The 16,854-nt window shown below is 63.5% G+C and carries 7 protein-coding genes; 3 read left to right on the top strand and 4 right to left on the bottom strand.

What is annotated here, in order from left to right:
• Window positions 1-3: 3 nt before the first annotated feature.
• Genes ACQE3E_RS07305 through ACQE3E_RS07290 form a run of 4 tightly spaced genes read right to left on the bottom strand, consistent with a single transcriptional unit; the run spans window position 4 to window position 14,954 of the window.
• Window positions 4-738: an efflux RND transporter periplasmic adaptor subunit gene (locus tag ACQE3E_RS07305; RefSeq protein ID WP_313728568.1), complete on the bottom strand. Its 735-nt coding sequence runs from the start codon at window positions 736-738 to the stop codon at window positions 4-6.
• Window positions 738-2,321: a TolC family protein gene (locus ACQE3E_RS07300; protein WP_313728570.1), complete on the bottom strand. Its 1,584-nt coding sequence runs from the start codon at window positions 2,319-2,321 to the stop codon at window positions 738-740. The genes ACQE3E_RS07305 and ACQE3E_RS07300 overlap by 1 nt, the downstream gene beginning before the upstream one ends.
• Before the next feature lie 23 nt (window positions 2,322-2,344).
• Complete coding sequence (locus ACQE3E_RS07295) at window positions 2,345-14,071, bottom strand: autotransporter-associated beta strand repeat-containing protein (protein ID WP_427501424.1); 11,727 nt, start codon at window positions 14,069-14,071, stop codon at window positions 2,345-2,347.
• Window positions 14,072-14,099: 28 nt separating this feature from the next.
• On the bottom strand, window positions 14,100-14,954 hold the full coding sequence (locus tag ACQE3E_RS07290; protein WP_313728573.1) for a sulfotransferase family protein: 855 nt from the start codon (window positions 14,952-14,954) through the stop codon (window positions 14,100-14,102).
• A 316-nt stretch (window positions 14,955-15,270) separates the two neighbouring features.
• On the opposite strand from ACQE3E_RS07290, the gene ACQE3E_RS07285 reads away from it, so the two are divergent.
• From ACQE3E_RS07285 to ACQE3E_RS07275, 3 genes are all read left to right on the top strand, one after another.
• Entirely contained in the window at window positions 15,271-15,942 is a 672-nt protein-coding gene (locus ACQE3E_RS07285; RefSeq protein ID WP_064028203.1) for a phage tail protein, read from the top strand.
• Window positions 15,939-16,286, top strand: a complete 348-nt coding sequence (locus tag ACQE3E_RS07280; protein WP_064028201.1) for a DUF6916 family protein — start codon at window positions 15,939-15,941, stop codon at window positions 16,284-16,286. The genes ACQE3E_RS07285 and ACQE3E_RS07280 overlap by 4 nt, the downstream gene beginning before the upstream one ends.
• 66 nt (window positions 16,287-16,352) lie before the next feature.
• A complete protein-coding gene (locus tag ACQE3E_RS07275; RefSeq protein ID WP_064028199.1) occupies window positions 16,353-16,847 on the top strand; it encodes a GNAT family N-acetyltransferase in 495 nt (164 codons plus the stop codon).
• Window positions 16,848-16,854 lie beyond the last annotated feature (7 nt).

Genomic DNA, 16,854 nt, shown 5'->3' with positions numbered 1-16,854 from the left:
GAATTAGTGTGATTGACTGGGAAAGGCTGCCCGGCCGCTCATGCCGGCCAGCAATTCGGCATGTTTGCCGGTGATACGCCCCAAAATGGCAACGGTTTGGCTGACCGGATCGATACGGGCGCCCAAGGTGACGACTTCGGCCGGGAAATCCCGGTCCAATTCGTCGATGTGCACGGTAAACGCTTGACCGGCCTTCAGCCAGCGCAGCCACGGCGACGGCACGATCAGTTTGACTTCCAGTTGGCCGTCGTCCAACACATCCATGATCGGATCGCCGACTTTCAAATGTTGATGGCGCTGGGCTTTCAGTTCGGCGACCCGGCCGTCGAACGGTGCGGCGATCTTGCACTTTTCCAGACCGGCCTGGGTCAGCGCCACGTCGGCCTTGGCCTCGCCCAATTTGGCGGCGGCGACTTCGACTTCCAGCACGCTGATCGATTCCAGCTTGGCCAAGCGTTGATCGACTTCGTAGGTCTTGGCCGCGCCCTGCGCGGTGGCGCGGGCCTTTTCCAATTGCGCTTGCTGAATAGAGCAGTCGAAAGCCACCAGCAATTGGCCTTTTTTGAAGCGCTCGCCGTCGCGCACCGTCAATTCCTTAATCACCGCCGCCAGTTCCGCCGACAGCGTGGTGGCGTTGCGCGCGGTCAGTTGCGCGCGGATTTCGGTGTCGGCGGCCGGCTCGGCGCGCAAAATCGGCGCCAACGCCAGACCGACCAACAAAAACCAAGCTTTGCCCATCAGGAATGTTCTCCCTGGCCGGCGGCGGCGGTTTCCGGTGTCGGATCGTCGGTGGCTTGCGATGGAAAGCGGCCTTGCGCCCAATCCTGATCGATCGCTTCGATCGCCCGCGCCAACGTATCGACGCTATCGTCGGCCATCGTCGCCGGCAACGGGTCGAAGCCCAGGGATACATACAATTTACCCAGCGCATCCTGCGAATCCGCGTAACTTTGGTGGCGTTGCAACTCGGACAAGACCGAATCGACCGACGTGCGTATCCGCTCCAGCGAACTCATCGCTTCGGTCAACTCGCTGTTCAACACGTGATGGTGGATCTGCTGATTGATGTCGTCGAGCTCGGACGTCAATTTCAATTGGTTTTCGCTCAGCGCCAATTGCTGCCGGGCCAGCCGCACCTGGGTCAAAATCGCCATGTGCGCGGCCAAGCGCCGCGAGTTGGCCAGCGACTCCTGCGTCTCGGCGGTGGCGATGGCTTGCGGCGCCGACAATAGCTCGAACAGATTCTTGGAAATCTGCGTGCCGATTTCGCCCCAGCTTTGATTCAGCAAATAGGAGTTGGAATCGTAATTGCCGCCCAATTGCACCTCGACGCCGGGCAGCAAGCGCAGCATGGCTTTTTTGACTTCGGCCGAGCCGATCCGAGTTTGATACATTTCCTGACGCAATTCCGGACGCAGTTGCAAGGCCAATTCGTCCAGTTGTTCCTGACTCAACTGCGGCGTGGCGATGCCGGGCCAAGCACCGGCCGCGACATCGGCCAATTGATAGTCCTGATTCGGCGGCAGATTGATCAAGCCGGTCAATTCGGCTTTAGCCAATTGCTGTTGCTCCAACAAGCCTTCCAAGCGGCGGACGATTTCCAGCAGGCTTTTTCGATAGCGCAAGGCTTCCAGAGGCGCCCGTAGTTTTTCCGCCTCGGCCTGGCTGGCGAGTTCCAAGGCGCGGCGGGCTTCGGTCAGCACCGGTTGAATCTTGGCGGTCATTCGCTGCGCGCTCAAGGCTCGCCAATAGGCGCTACGTACGTCCTTCATCAAATTGTGGCTGACCTTGCGCCGGCTTTCTGCGGTCACCAAGGCCTTGTTGCCTTCCTGCTGAGCCCGGAAATAACTGACGCCGAAGTCCAGAATATTCCAGCGCAGACTCAAATCGCCCAGGTAGCGGCTGCGGTCCTGCGAGGTCGAGGTTTCCAGCGATTGCCGGCCGGTCGAAATCGAGCGGCTGGCCGAGGCGTTGAAATTGTCGCGGCTGCGATAGCCGGCCGAAGCCACCACTTCCGGCAACAAATCGAAACGCGCCAGCGTGGCCTGGCCTTCCGCGACCGCCCGTTCCATCATCTTGACCCGATGGTCCAGGTTATATTTGAGTGCCCGCGACATCGCCTGATACAAGGTCAACGGCGCGGTCAGCGGTTCTTGTTGCTTGAACAACTGACTCTGATCGAGACCGATCTGGCTCTGCCGCTCTTGCTGGGTTAGCGGCGAAGGCGTCAGCGAACAACCGGTCAGCCATACGGCACCGATCGCCGCCGCCAACAGGCCGGGATTAAACCGAGGGGTCGGTCGGGAATGGTTTTCAGCCATAGCGAATTCCTGTGTCGATAAAGTCATGCGGCGTCCCGTGGATCGCGGAACGCTCGCGCCAGATGGTTCAATAGGGTGTCGGCATCCCGTAGGGTGCGTTGGCTGCCGAACGCTTGCAATTGGGTGCTTAGCGGCGTCTTGCCAAGCTCGGCGCGCGGCTCTCCGCCACGGCCGGAAGCGGGGCGTCCGCCGCCTTGGCCCGGCCGGCCTTCGCCGGCCCCGTTCTGGCCTTCGCCTCCGCTCCGACCTTCGCCGCCCGTACCCTGGCCCGGCCGGTTCTGCGGTTTCAGCACCACGGTCACGACGGTCTGGTTGCCCCGTCCGTCGGTCGCGGTGATTTTGACGACGGTGTTATCGCCGCCCTGTCCTTCTCGCACGCTCAAGCCGCCGGTCGCGGGATCGAAACGTACCCAACTCGGCAGGCTGGCGCCATTGGCCTGGGTCGCCTGAAAACTGACGCCCGAGCTGGTATCCAGGCTGGACAGTGCTTGAGCCGGCATCGTAAACGCATTGCCGCCATCCGCCGACACGCTGGCCTGCATTTGCAAGGAGGTGGTTTGCCCGCTGGTCGAAGACAAACCGCCGTCGCCAACGGTGCTGGAAAACAGTGAGGTGCCGAAACCCGCGCCGCCACCGGCGCCGAGCCCGCCGCTTAAGCCGGCTCCGCCAAATCCGGAACCCCCGCCTAAACCGCCGGCGGCGCCAGCGCCGATGCCGCCACCCAAACCGCCGCCAGTAGAGCCGCCCGAACCAACCGTGCCGCCGGCGCCGGTCGCTCCGACACCACCAGCGCCGCCAACGCCGCCAACGCCGCCAACGCCAGGACCGACCGCAAGCGGCGCAATCGCGTTGACCGAGGTTTGAGTATTGCCGCCGGCACCACCAGCGGACGAGCCGCCCAAACCACCGAAACCGCCCAGTCCACCGCCAGTTCCCGCGTTAAAGTCCACGGTTTGCGTGGCGTTGGTGACGATGCCTATCGCCACCGCCGCGGTAGGGCTGGAAGTGACTTCCTCGGCGTTGTCCAAGCCGTCGGTGTAACTGGCTGTCACGCTGATGGTTTTATCGACGAAAGCTTGGGTCAGCAACAAGCGAGAGCCGGTCCCCAGGACATTGCCGTCGCCGTCCTTCCAGGTATATACCACGCTACCCTTGCCGTCGGCGTCGCTCAGCGCATCGACGACCGTCAGGGTTTCGCCGGCGGTCGGCGTGCCGCGTATCGTCAACGTGCCGGTCGGCGCGTCGTTGGCATTGGTCAGCGTCACGCTCAGTTCGGTGTCGCGGCTATTGCCGGCCGCGTCGGTGGCGCGCACTGTGATCGAGTGGCTGGCGGCGACTTCGTAATTTAGTTGGCCGCCATCGGCGACGGTGACCGCGCCGGTCGCGGCGTCGATCGCGAAGCGGCCGTTAGCGTCGTCAACCAGACTGTAAACCACCGCATGCAGATCGCTGGCCGTCACACTACCGACCGCCGTGCCGTTCGCGGCATTTTCGGCCACGCTCAAGCTTCCGCTCGCCTCGGCCGGCGCGGCGGTGTCCAACGTGAAGGTCAATGCGACCGACTCAGCCGATGCATTGCCGGCCAAGTCGGTCTGCCGCGCCAACACCGACTTGGCGCCGTCGCCGGCCACGCTAAAACTGTCGCCGCTGCCGGCGACCCAAGTCGTACCGCCGTCGATGCTGTATTCCCAACTGGCGCCGCTTTCCAGAGCGCCCGCATTGACGACGCCATTGTTGGTCAAGCCATCGACGGCACTGGCGCCGCTATCCTCGGCCAAGGCCAAGCTCGGCGCGGCGGAGACTGTATCCAGGGTAAAGGCTAGCGCGGCGGAATTGGCCGAGACATTGCCGGCAATATCAATCTGCCGAACCAACAGCGACTTGGCCCCATCGCCGCTGACGTTAAAGCTGGTGCCGTTGCCCGTCGTCCAGCTCGTGCCGCCGTCGCTGCTGTATTGCCAGCTCGCGCCGCCTTCCAGACCGGACACCGTCACCGCGCCGCTGTTGGTGATGGCGTCGCTGTTACTGGTGCCGCTGTCGGTGGCCAAGCTCAAGCTCGGCGCGGCCGGCGCAGAGGTATCGACCACGATGTCGCGGTTGACACCCAAGGAGTCGGGATCGCCGGGCGCGGCCAAGGTCAATATCGCCGGTAGACTGGTCGAGCTATCCAGTATCGCGCCGCCGCTCAAGGCCAACGCGGTGGTGGCCGCGTAGTCCAGGTCGGCACTGGTGTCGCCGGCTTGCACGACATAGCTGAAACTCAGCGTGGTCGTGCCCGAGCCGCCGCTGAAACTGGCGTTACGGCCGGTATTCAGCGCCAAGGTCGGCGTGCCGGTCACCGTCACGGCCCGGTTGAAGGTCACGGTAATGGTGACGATGTCACCGGCTTTGTAACTGCCGCTGGCGGTCGAAGCCGACACGTCGGTCACTAGCGGGTTGACCAACGCGGTCAGCACCACGTCGTTGCCGGTGCCGCTGGCGTAACGCACGGTATAAATGTCGCCGTTCAACGTCGCGTCGCTGCCCTCGGGTATGCCGTTGAAAGTGCCGGCGCTGCCCGACACCGCGTCGGCGCCGTCGTTGTCGATGATCCGATACGTGGCACCGTTGCTGGCACTGTAAGCGCCGACCCGGCTCACGCTCAACGATCCGCCGTTCAAACTGACGACGCCGTTGACGACGACTTGGTCGAAGTCGGTGCCGGCCACGCCGCCGTCGCCGCCGACTTCGGCGGCCATGTCGCCGCTGAGCCGCAGATTGCCGTTGACGGTCAGCACGCCGATGCCGTTATTGGTGCCGGCCACTCCGGGAGCCAATGTCGCTCCGTCGAGTATCGTCAATTGATTGGTCGAACTGACCGCGAAAATACTGCCGCTGCCGGCCAAGGTCGCCCCGGATTGCACCGAAACGCCACTGGTCCCTCCCAGCGCGCCGGTCACCGCCAGCGCGCCGGCCGATACCGTCGTCGTGCCGCTGTAGGTATTGGCGCCGGATAGCGTCAACGCCGCGCTACCTTGCTTGGTCAACGAGCCGCTGCCGGACAACACGCCGGACAAGGTCGCGGCGGCGCTGTTCGAAACGGTCGCCGCGCCGATCAGGGTTACATTGTTATCGATGTTCGTGGCGGCGCTAATCGACAGCGTGCCGGCGTTCAAGGTCAGATCGCCGCCGCCGAGATTGGCGTCGGAGGCTATCGCCAAGGTACCGCCGCCACGCACCGTGGTTTCTCCGCTATAGCTGTTATTGCCTGACAGGGTCAAAGTGCCGGTGCCGGTTTTAATCAAATTCCCACCAATGGCGCCGTCTTCGACCACCCCGGAAAAGCCGGTCGAGGCATTATTGCCGCCGACGGTCAGGCTGCCGCTGTTCAAGGTCACGCTGCCGGCGCCGGACAGGGAGCCGGCGGTTTCGTTGTCGTATAAAAACAACGTGGCGCCGCCTGCGATGTCGAGCGCGCTATCGTCGCCGATGGCCTCGCCGCCCGAGACCGACAACATGCCGGCCGTTACCGTGGTCGCGCCGCTGTAGGTATTGGTTCCGGACAGTTCCAACTCGTTCGCGCCGGCCTTGGTCAAACCGCCGGCACCGGCGATCGCGCCGGAAAAACTGCTGCCGGTCGCTTGATTGACGGTCAATACCGCGCCGCTATCCAAGCTAATGCCGGCGACCGCCGAACTGCCGCCGGACAGCGTGCCTATCGTCTCGCTAGCGCTGATGCTTAGCGCTCCGGCACCGGATAAGGTCACCGCGCAACTGTCCTTGATCGCCGCGCCGCCTTCAGTCTGCACGGTGCCGCCGGTCACGGCCAGACCGCCGTCCCAATCGCCGGTACCGGACAGTAGCAGCGTGCCGGTCCAGAACTGAGTCAGCGCATAGCTGTTGGCGCCGTCGGTGATGCCGCCGGATAGCGTCAAGGTGTTGCCGCCGGTATCGATCTTGGTGTTGCCGGTCAAAGTGATTAGGCCGCTCAAAGTATTGTCGCCGCCGATGGCGCGGATCGCGCCGTTAGTGTCCGCGCCGACGCCGGCGGCGGAGATCGTGTTGCTGAAGGTCGCCGCGCTCTGTAGGTGCAACGAGGCGCCGTTGGCGATAACCACCCCGCCGCTACCCAGCGCGCCGCTCTTGCTGGTCAGCAGATAACCGGCGCCGATCGCGGTGCCGCCGCTGTAGGTGTTGGCCGAAGCGCCGGCCAGCTCCAGCGTGGAGCCGCCCAGTTTGGTCAGAGCCCCGCTGCCGCTCAGCACCCCGGTGTGTTGCAGGTAGGCGCCGGTATCGACCAGAATCCCGCTGTCCGCCGCCAGCACGATATTGTTGTCGATCGCATTGGGATAGCCGCCGGTCGTCTGCAAGGTACCGCCGCTCAAGGTCAGGTTGCCGGTTCCCAGATTGGCGTCGCCGGCCACCGCCAACGTGCCACCGGCGATGCCGGCGGTATTCAAGCCGGTGCCGCTGGTGCCGCCGGTCGAGGTATTGTTGGTGCCGCCGAGCACCAGTTTGCCGGCGCCGCTTTTGGTCAAATTAGAAACCACGCTACCGTCGTCGGCTAGCGCGGAATTGATGGTCAGCGTATCGCCGGTGCCGACACTGACCCCAATCGCGCCGGCCAAATTCAAGGACTGGCTGGCGATCGTCAGCGAGCGGCTGTCGGTGTCGCTATCCATCGCCAAGGTCACGCCGTCGGCCACGGTATAGGCCCCGCCCAACGTGATGGTGCCGCTCAAGGTTTCGGCGAAGTTGATCGTGGTCGGCCCGGCAATCGTGCCGGCGTAATACAGTGCTTCCCGCAGGTCCAAACCGCCGCCGTCGGCGACGTCGGCATTAAAGCTACTGACCGCATTGCCGTCTATCGCGGTGACGGTCACTGTCAGATCATTAGATACCGTGATCGAGAAGACCTGTTCGACCGAATCGGTGCCGTCGCTGGCGCCGATACGAACCGAATACGTCTGACCGGCGGTCAAAGCCGCGTTGTCGACGCTCAACGTGGTGCCGCTGATTGTAAAACTGGCGTTGTCGGTATCGCCGCTGCCGCTGACCAAGCTATAAGTCAAGGTCTGGCCGGTATCGACGTCGGACGCCGACAGCGTGCCGACCGTGGCGTTGAGCCCGTCGAACACGCTGATCGCGTTGTTGGAAAGTTGCAAATCGGTCGGCGCGTCGTTAATCGAGGTCGCGGTGATCACGGTCGAGCTGTCGGCGGAGCCGCTGCTGGTGCCGTCGTTGCCGGTCAACGTAAACGTGGTCTGGACGGTGCCGGCAGGCACGGCTTGGTTGTCGGTCGGGGTAAACACCAGCGCTTGCAGCAGGGTTTGCAGCGCGCCGGGACTGTTCGCGGTCAAGGTGTAGCTGCCGGCCGAACCGGTCAAACCGCCGCCGGCGCTGCTCAAGGTGCCGTTGGCGCCGGTGTAGCTGATGGTCAGCGTGAACGTGCCCGAACTGTCGTCGGCGTCGGTGTAGGTCACGTTGGCGAACGGCGTGGTCGTGGCATTGTCGTTGACGCTGCCGGCGGTAGTAAAGGTACCGCCCAGGGCCGGCCCCTGGTTGACCGGTCCGGTCAAGCGAAAGTCGTTACTGTTGCTGCCGACCGTGTAACTGGCGGTCAACGCCACCGCGTTAAACGTCACGGTGCCGGCCGCCGCCAAACCGCTAAAGCTGCCGGTGATCGCGTCCGAACCGTCGTTGGAAATCAATGTGAAGGCTTCGCCGCTCGCCGATTTGGTGGCGACATGGGCGCCGGACAAGCTCAGCGTGGCGCCGCTGACATTGACCGCGCCGGTAACCGCCACGCTATCGTAGCTGGCCGAACCGGCAATGTCGGCCGCCAAGCTGCCGCCGGAGGCGATAGTTAAACCGCCGGTCACGGTCAGCGTGCCGACGCCGTCGTTGCTGCCGGCCACGCCCGGCGCCAAGGTCCCGCCCGAAGCGATCGTCAGGCCGCCGTTGACGCTACCGGTGCCGGCCAGCGTGGCGCCGCTGGCCACGTTAACCGCGCCGGCTCCGGCGCCGTTCAAGCTGCCGGTAACCACCAAGGTACCGGCGTCGATCGCGGTCGAACCTGTATAGGTATTGGCGCCGGACAAGGTCAAGCTACCGCTGCCGGCTTTAGCAAAGCCGCCGCTATTTCCGCCGTCCTGCAGAATACCGGAGAACGTGGTCGAAGCATTACCGGCCACCGTCAGCGTGCCGCTGTTCAGTGTCACGGTGCCGGCTCCGGCCAGCGAGCCTATCGTGTCGTCGATGGCGTGCAGATTCAGAATGGCGCCGGAAGCCACGGTGACGGCGGTGGTATCTGCCAGCACCGAGCCGCTGCCGGACAAGGTCAGCGTGCCCGCCGAAATCGTCGTGGCCCCCGTGTAAGTATTGGTGCCGGACAAGTCCAATTCGCCGCTACCCAGCTTGGTCAGGCCGCCGCTGCCGCTGATTACCCCGGAAAACGCCCCTGACGATGCCGAATCGCTAGTCAGCGTGAAGGATTGCAGATCGATATTACCGCTGCTGTAGCTATTGATTTGGCCGACGCTGACATCCGACGCTAACTGGTAGGAGCCGCCGTTCAGCGCCAGTTCGGGCGTGCCGCTCAGCGTACCGGACAACACCACCGTACCGCCGGACGCTTGGAGACGCGACGTGGCGGTCAAGGCATTCGTCCCGGACAGGGCCAAGGTCAGCGTTCCGCTGCCGACTTTGTCGACGGTCGCGCCGCTACCGGTGATCGTGCCGGTAAAACTGGTGCTGGTGTTGTCGCCGCCGATTTCCAAAGTGCTGGAGGTCAAGGACACCGCGCCGGCGCCGGCCAACGAACCGATCCGGTCGCTCGCAGACGATAGCGTCAAGCTAGCGCCGCTGGCCACCGTCACCGCCGAGCTGTCGGCGATTCGGTTGTTGCCGCTGGTGGTCAAGGTACCGGCCGAAATTGTGGTCGCACCGGTATAGGTGTTGGTGCCGCCCAAGGTCAAGGTACCGGAACCGGTCTTGGTCAAACCGCCGCTACCGCTGATGACGCCGGTAAAACTGGTGTTGGAGCCGTCCCCGGCCGTCAACGTAAAAGCCCCGAGCGCAATATTGCCGGCGCCCGCCAATGAACCGATGGTTTTGGCGGCACCCAGCGTCAGCGTGGTCCCGCTAGCAAGCGTGACCGCGGTATTGTTGGCGATGGCACTCCCGTTATTTAACGTTAACCCGCCTAGCGACAGCGTGACGGCGCCGGTCAAGGTATTCGCGCCCGACAGCGTCATCGTGCCGCCGCCGGTCTTGGTGAACAGACCGCTGCTATTACTCAAGACACCCGAGAACGTCGTATCGACGCCGCTGTTGATGGTGCGTGCCGCATTGCCGAAATCGACGTTGCCGGTAAAGGTCAACGCAAACGAGCCCGACATCGTCACATCGCCGCCGAGCGTGATCGCGTTGGCTATGCTGCGCGCCGTGGTGGTCGAACGCAGCTTGCCGCCGTTCCAGGCCAGCGCGCCGGTCCCCAGCGCGCTGTCCGACGCGATGTCGATGATCGTGTTGTTCAACGTAATGGTGCCGCTGTAACCGGTGTTGGTACCCGCTAGCTTCAGCACGTTGCCCGCGCCCCCGCCGACCGAGATGCCACCGGTACCGGTCAGATTACCGTTCAGCGTGATGTTGCCGGCCGTGGTATTGAACGCGCCGCCGTTGGCGGTGACCGATACCCCAACCGAGGAGGTAATACCCCCGGCGCTAGCCGCCAAGGTACCGCCGTCCATGACCAGCGAACCGGCGCTACCTAGACTGGCGGTTTGCAACGTGCCGCCGGACAAGGTCAGCGCGCCGCTGAAGGTGTTGCTACCCGACAAAATCAGGGTGCCGCTGCCGGCTTTGGTCAATCCGCCGCTACCGGAGATTCCGCCGGAAAACGTGGTTGACGAATTGTCGCCGCCGGCGGTCAGGGTATTGGAGCCAAGAACGACGCTACCGGCCCCGGCCAACGAACCGATCGTCTCGGATGCGTTGAGACTCAAGGTGCTGGCCACGCTGACCGCGCTGGTGTCGGCCAAGGCGCTACCGCCGCTCAAAGCCAGCGTGCCGGCCGACACGGTGGTCGCGCCGGTATAGGTGTTGGCGCCGCTCAGTGTGAAGGTGCCGCTACCGGTTTTGGTTAAGCCGCCGGTTCCGCTCAGCACGCCGTCGAAACCGGTCGAGGTGGCGTCGCCGCCGGTCGTCAACGTGAACGAACCGAGATCGAAGCTGCCGGTCACGCCGCTGCCGCTCAACGACCCGATGGTTTCATCCGCGCCCAGCGTGACGGCCAGACTTGCGCCGTTGCCCAAGGTCAGCGCGCTGGCGTTGGGGATCGCCGCGCCGCCGTTCAGAGTCACGGCGCCGTTACTGAACGAAGTCGCTCCGCCGTATGTATTGCTGCCTGACAGCGTCAAGGCACCGCCGCTGATTTTACTGAGACTGCCGCTGGCGCCGGATATATCGGCGGACACGGTCAAGGCGGCGCTAGCGCCGAGCAAATTCAAGGTGCCGGACCCGGCCAGTACCAGACCGCCACCGCCGCTACCGGCTATCGTCACGGTCTTTGCCGCTTGCAAGGTCACCGTATCGCCGGCACCCAAGGTTGCGGTGGAGCCGGTTAAGGTCAGCGTGGTGCCGCTGGTCAAATTGCTTAGAATCACGCTATCCGCGCCGGCCTGGGCCGTCGAGCGCGCCAACGCTTCGCGCAAACCGAAGCCGTCGGCGGCGTCGTTACCGCTGTCGTCGCTGGTCTGGGTCACGTAAATACTGGAACTGGTCACACTGACATCGGCATTCGTCGTCGCGGTACCGTCGCTCAACGCGAAACGGATCGTGGCATCGCCGAACGGGGTGCTGTTGGCGTATTGAATGCCGCGCATCACCGCTTGCACCAACGCGGTGGTGGCATTGGCGTTGAAGTTGATCGTCAACACCCCGCCGGTATTGGTGTAAGTAGCGAAGGTGGTCGCGCCGCCGGTTTGCAACGCCGAACCGGTATCGCTGAAACCGCTGGCATTAAAGCTGTAGACGTCGTTGCTAGTGGCATCGGCGATACTGGTATCGCCGATCTTGCCGCGCTGCACGGTCAACGAAGCGCCGTTCCAGCCGCTCACGTCGTTTTCGGCATCGGAAACGGTCAAATTGCCGCTGGCATCGAGGGTCACGGTGCCGGACAAGGCCACGCTATCGCCGTTCAAACCGCTAATCACCGCCGCCGAATTGATGCCGGAAACAGTGATGCCGTTGCCACTGGTATCGGCAATACTACCGCCGGTGATTGGCCCGTTCCAATTATCGGCCCCCGCCAAATTGTAAGTCGTGCTGCCGCTGGAACTGGTGCCGTTTTTATCAAGCAGGGTGTTGACCTGGGCCTTGTCGGTGGCCGACAACGTCAACGTGAACGCAGTCGCCGAAGTGATCTCCACGTCGCTGGTGTCGGTCAAGGTGTAGCTGCCGCCTTGACCAGTCAACGTAAACAACGAAGCGTCGATATCGTTGGTCGCGCCGCTTTGCTTGACCAGATGGGTGCCGGTCACGACCAACAAGCCGGTCGCGGTGTCGTAGGTCGCCGAGGTCAAGGTCGGCGTTTGGGTACTGCTGACGGTAACGCCGTTGCCGGTGGTATCTGCGGATGCCGAGGCGGTGCTGTCCCAATTCGCCGCGCCGGCCAGATTGTAGGTGGTCGCGCCGGCGGACGCGGTCCCGTCCTTATTCAGCAGGCCTTCGACGTTGAGCTGATCGGTGGCATCCAAAGTAATGCTAAAACTGGTGGAACTACTGGCGGTCACCGTGTAACTGCCGGCCAAGGTATAGGTATTGCCGCCCTCGCCGGTCAGTGTCAGCTTGGTGGTATCGATGCTGTCGCCGGTGGTCATATTAGCGCCGGTGACGGACAGCACGTTGGTGCCGGCGTCGTAGGTAGCCGACGTAATCGACGCCGTCGGCGAGGGCGGCGTCCAGGCGGCCGTGCTACCCGGCCCGTCTAGCCATTCGGTGCCGGCGTTACCGCCCGACCCGGAGGCGCCGGGGTTACCGCCCGAGGACGTTCCGCCGGCACCGCCGCCTCCGTAATTCGAGGTGTGGGTAATGGTAGCGTTTTCGTATTTGAAGGCACCATTGTTGTAGATTCCGCCGACGCCGGCTCCGCCGTCGCCGCCATCGACACCGTAACCACCCGCACCGCCGCCGCCGGCGCCGAGATTGTTGGTGATCGAGGTCGACGCCATGTACACCGTTGCGCCGGAACCGATTGCTAAAGCGCCGGCGCCGATCCCGCCCCGGCCAACCACCGCGCTGCCGCTGCCGCCTGAACCGTATCCGCCGCCGCCGCCGCCGATAAAATTCAGTCCGCCCGAGCCGGCGGTTCCCCCGGTTCCGCCCGCATTGGCACTACCGCTGGTTCCCCCCGCGCCGCCGGCGCCACTGGCGCCACTGCTACCGCCCCGGCCAGAGGCGCTGGCAACCCCGTTAACACCGCCATTTCCGCCAGTACCCGCGGAACCCGAGGCGCCAGGTGTAGTATTATTAAAAGCCCCTCCGGTTCCGCCGACAGTCGTCCCCCAACCGCCGCCGCCGCCGCCGCCGTAACCGTAAGACCCGTTGTCACTACCGCCGTTGCCGCCGCCGCCGGCCGCGACGTTGCCGGTGATTGTCGAATGCAAAAATGTGGCCGTGGTGCCCGCGCCGGTCACCGAGATTCCGGCGCCCAACGCATCGCCGCCGTTGACGCTGTTATACGCACCGCCGTCGCCCGAAACCAAACCGTGGGTGATCGTCAAACCGTCGACGGTCACGTTGCCGCTGGTAATCGACAGCACCCGGCTGTGGTAATTGGCATCGACGGTAACATCGGCACTACCGTTGTCGTCCAGATCGCCGTCTATCGTCAAATTTTGGCTGATACTTAACTGGCCGCTGGACAAGGTAATCGTCATTCCGGCGTTGAACGTAATCGTGTCGCCGGACGACGCCGACGCAATCGCCGCGCGCAACGACCCGGCACCGCTATCGTTATTGTTGGTCACGGTGACCGTCGCCAGCGCGTAATCGTAGTCGGCCATGGCCGAAGCGGAAAACGCCGCGGGTGCCGAGACGTCGCCGGTGCGCACTTCCAAATCCCAATCGCCGCCAGCGCCGGTGCGGTTGTCGGACACCGCCACGTCGGCCCCGGTCAGATCGGCCAGGGTCCGGGCAAACGTAGCGCCGTCGGCGCCCCTGCCCAGGTTGCAGGAATAGACTTGCAGATCGCCGTCGGCCGCCAGCGCTTGGCCTATCGTATCGAGTTGAGCGGCGTAGCCGCCGATTGAATCATTGTTCAGCCAGGCATTGCCCAACCAAACGTTGGCCTCGCCGCCCTCGGCGACAATGGAAATCGCCGAAATGTCGCGGCGATCCGCCAAATAGTCGGCCATCTGTTGCACGCCGTCGCGGCCGGCCTCCAACATTACGACTTCGGCGCGCGGATCGGCGCCGGCCAACAAGGTTTCGGCGTCCCTGACCCGGCTGTCGACGAAGATGACGGCGGTAGGCCGGGCGGCCGTCGCTTCCGGGAATTGGCAGGCGGCCGCCGCATCCAGCAAATGTTGAGCGTCCAGCGCCGAAGGCGGCTGATCGGCGGTCGGCGGCGCGTCCGCTTGAGCGGCGTCGGCGCTGACCGCCGCCGCGCCGTCGAACAGGATGCGCGGTTCCAAGGCCCAGGCACGTAGCGGTGCCGCCTTGGAACGATGGCGAGTCCCGGCGGGGCGAATACGCTCGAATAGTTTCATGGTCTTGCTCCCCAAAATCGACGGTCAATCAAACGGATTTCGCCAGCGGCCGAGCGGCGGCCGGTTGCGCGGAAACAACGTGGGCGCGACTGCCGCGGCCGTCGCGCCAGAACGCCATATCGGCGTATTGCTCGAACAGATCCGGCGGCAGAATGGTCGCCCGGTTCTCCAAGGTCACTCGAGGTCGAATGCTGTGCAGGCCGGACAAGCCCAAATTGTTGTCGAAGGCCGGCGCGTCGTACTGCAGATTCGCGAAATCGTGCGGATACGCGGGCTCGCCGAGAAAATCGTAAATCAACGGCATCACCTTCTCGGGCGCCCGAGCCAGCAAATCGTAGTCGACGACCAGCAGCGAAGCGGCCTGCTCGCCGTAAAACGCTTCCTTCAGCGCCGACCAGGCAAAACCGACCAGGCGATTGCGCTGCGCCAAGGTTTCCACCCGGCTATACACGGTATTGCGCTCGACGTCGTCGGCGAACAAGCGGCTGTTTTCATAGGGGCTGGCCCGGTACAGCCGCTCCAGACTGTCCATGACCCAGGCCACGTTGCGGACGCAGGCAATGATCTTGGCGTCCGGGAACAAATCCAGCAGTGCCGGCAAGCGGCCGCACCAAGCCCGGTTGGTATCGAACACCACATCCTTGCCGGTTTCCTCGGCGTAATAACTGTCGAACAAACCGCGCAGCAGGCGGCGGCGTTGCGCGGTGGTCACGACCGGCCCCCACTCGCTACCGGCGCTGACCTGATCGAGCAAACCCGAAAAAAATGCGCCGACCGGACTGGTCATACCGGCTTGAAAGCGCGGATTCTGTTTCAGAATAGCGGCCAGCAGCGTCGAACCGGAGCGCGGCAGGCCGGAAATAAAGTGGTAACGATGACTCATTGCGAACCCAGCACCAAGGCGCGGGCCGTCGCGTCGACAACCCGCGGCATATCGATATTTTTCATCAGCACAGTGTCGGTAACAAGTTCGCGAACGGGTAATGGGTTCGAAAAATAGTCGCAGACCGCGACCTTGTCAACCGCGCGGCGCATTCAAGCCGAACATCGGTATCGGATCTCACAGTAGCCTAGCTTTTCCGTTAGGAACGATTATGCTTAATGTCGCTTACGCTTTACAAAATTTCGGCGTTCGCCCGGAGAACAAGCTTGGCGGCTTTTTCCCGGCTATTTTTCGCAAAGACCCCAGGAGGTCCATCATGGCTGATCCATTTTTAGGCGAAATCCACATCTTCGGTTTTGCATATGCCCCGCAAGATTGGGCGTTCTGCAACGGCCAGCAAATGGCGATACAACAACAAAATGCACTGTACGCGCTGCTTGGGACAAGATTCGGCGGCGACGGCCGTAGCTTCTTCAATTTACCCAATCTGCAAGGCCGGGCGCCGATTCATTTCGGCGCCAATCCGCTGTCCGCTTCGCAACCTTACCAGATGGCGCAAACCGGCGGCACATCTGGCGCCACGGTCCAAACCCAAACCGCGTTTAGTTTGACCACCGCCAATTTGCCGTCTCATACCCACGCCGCCGATCTATCGCTAGCCGGCGTCAACGCCGCCACGGCCGTCAAGGTCTCCACCGGCGCCGGCGGCGGCGTTAATCCCGATGCCAACGCCACGCTGACTAACGCCCCAAACGGCCAGACCTCGGCCGCGGTGTTTCTGCCGGCCGCCACGCCGCAAACCAACCCGATCACGCTGGGCGGAGTGACGACCACTTTGAGCGGCAACGGCACGGTCACGGTCGGTAATACCGGCGCCGGCGCCCCGGTCAGCGCACCCCTGAACTTCAGCGTCCCGGCCGCGATGTCTCCCTATCTGGCGCTGAACTTCTGCATCGCGCTGAACGGCATTTTCCCGATGCAGCAATGAGTACCGCGAATCCTGATCCAAAAAATGCACCGATCGCCGACTTGAGTAGCGGACATTTCCTGCCCTATCTCGGCCAAACTTGTCTGTTGGAAAGCGGCGCGGTGACGATCGCCACGGTCCTGGCGCGTGTCGACGAAAAACCCGGCGCCCGCTCGCCGAGCGGCGACCGGGACAGCCGCATGCCGTTCGCGCTGCTACTGAAAGGCGACGCCGATTGTCCGTATCTGGACGGTGTGTTTACGATGCGCATCGCCCAAGCGTTCGAGGTTCCCGGCATTTACCTGAGCCGGGTCTTGAACGCCGGCCCGCAACCGGCGGCGTTGTTTCAAGCAGTGTTTAACTGACATGAGCGCGCATACCTACCGACGCGAACGGCGAAAAAGCTCGGTTCAACCCCAGCGGCGACGGCGATGGCGCTAGCGCCATCGCCGGCCGGCTTGAATCTGAGGCCGCAACGCGACAATGACGCGACCTTTCTAGCCGGCCTGTACCACAGCTTGCGCGACGACTTGCGCCTGCTCGACGCCGAGCGCGATTTCGTCGAGGAACTGATCGAAATGCAGTTTCGCGCCCAGCGCGAAGGCTACGGTCAACAATTTCCGAACGCGATGTACTTCATCATCGAAATACATAGCCAAGCTGTCGGCCGGGTCGCCGTCGATTTCGGCCACAACGAAGTGCGTTTGATCGATTTAGCCTTGCTGCCGGCCGCCCGAAATCGCGGCCACGGTCGGGCGGTGATTCGCGCCTTACAGCAGGCGGCCGGACAGGCCCATGCGCCGTTGACGTTGGTCGCCGCGCTGGACAACCCCGGCGCCTTGGCGTTTTACGCCAAGCTGGGCTTCGGGCTGGCTAGAACCAGCGACAGCCACGCCTTACTGGTTTGGTATCCGGGCGGCGCTTGACTCCCGT

Source organism: Methylomonas sp. MED-D (assembly GCF_050276835.1).
GTDB classification, from domain to species: Bacteria; Pseudomonadota; Gammaproteobacteria; order Methylococcales; family Methylomonadaceae; genus Methylomonas; species Methylomonas koyamae_A.
Note: the sequence above shows the minus strand (reverse complement) of the source record. Positions and strands in the feature narration are given on the sequence as shown.

Excerpts from the sequence above, each read along its gene's own strand:
- ACQE3E_RS07305 (WP_313728568.1), bottom strand. The coding sequence starts at position 738 with ATGGGCAAAGCTTGGTTTTTGTTGGTCGGTCTGGCGTTGGCGCCGATT.
- ACQE3E_RS07280 (WP_064028201.1), top strand. The coding sequence starts at position 15,939 with ATGAGTACCGCGAATCCTGATCCAAAAAATGCACCGATCGCCGACTTG.
- ACQE3E_RS07290 (WP_313728573.1), bottom strand. The coding sequence starts at position 14,954 with ATGAGTCATCGTTACCACTTTATTTCCGGCCTGCCGCGCTCCGGTTCG.
- ACQE3E_RS07275 (WP_064028199.1), top strand. The coding sequence starts at position 16,353 with ATGGCGCTAGCGCCATCGCCGGCCGGCTTGAATCTGAGGCCGCAACGC.
- ACQE3E_RS07300 (WP_313728570.1), bottom strand. The coding sequence starts at position 2,321 with ATGGCTGAAAACCATTCCCGACCGACCCCTCGGTTTAATCCCGGCCTG.
- ACQE3E_RS07295 (WP_427501424.1), bottom strand. The coding sequence starts at position 14,071 with ATGAAACTATTCGAGCGTATTCGCCCCGCCGGGACTCGCCATCGTTCC.
- ACQE3E_RS07285 (WP_064028203.1), top strand. The coding sequence starts at position 15,271 with ATGGCTGATCCATTTTTAGGCGAAATCCACATCTTCGGTTTTGCATAT.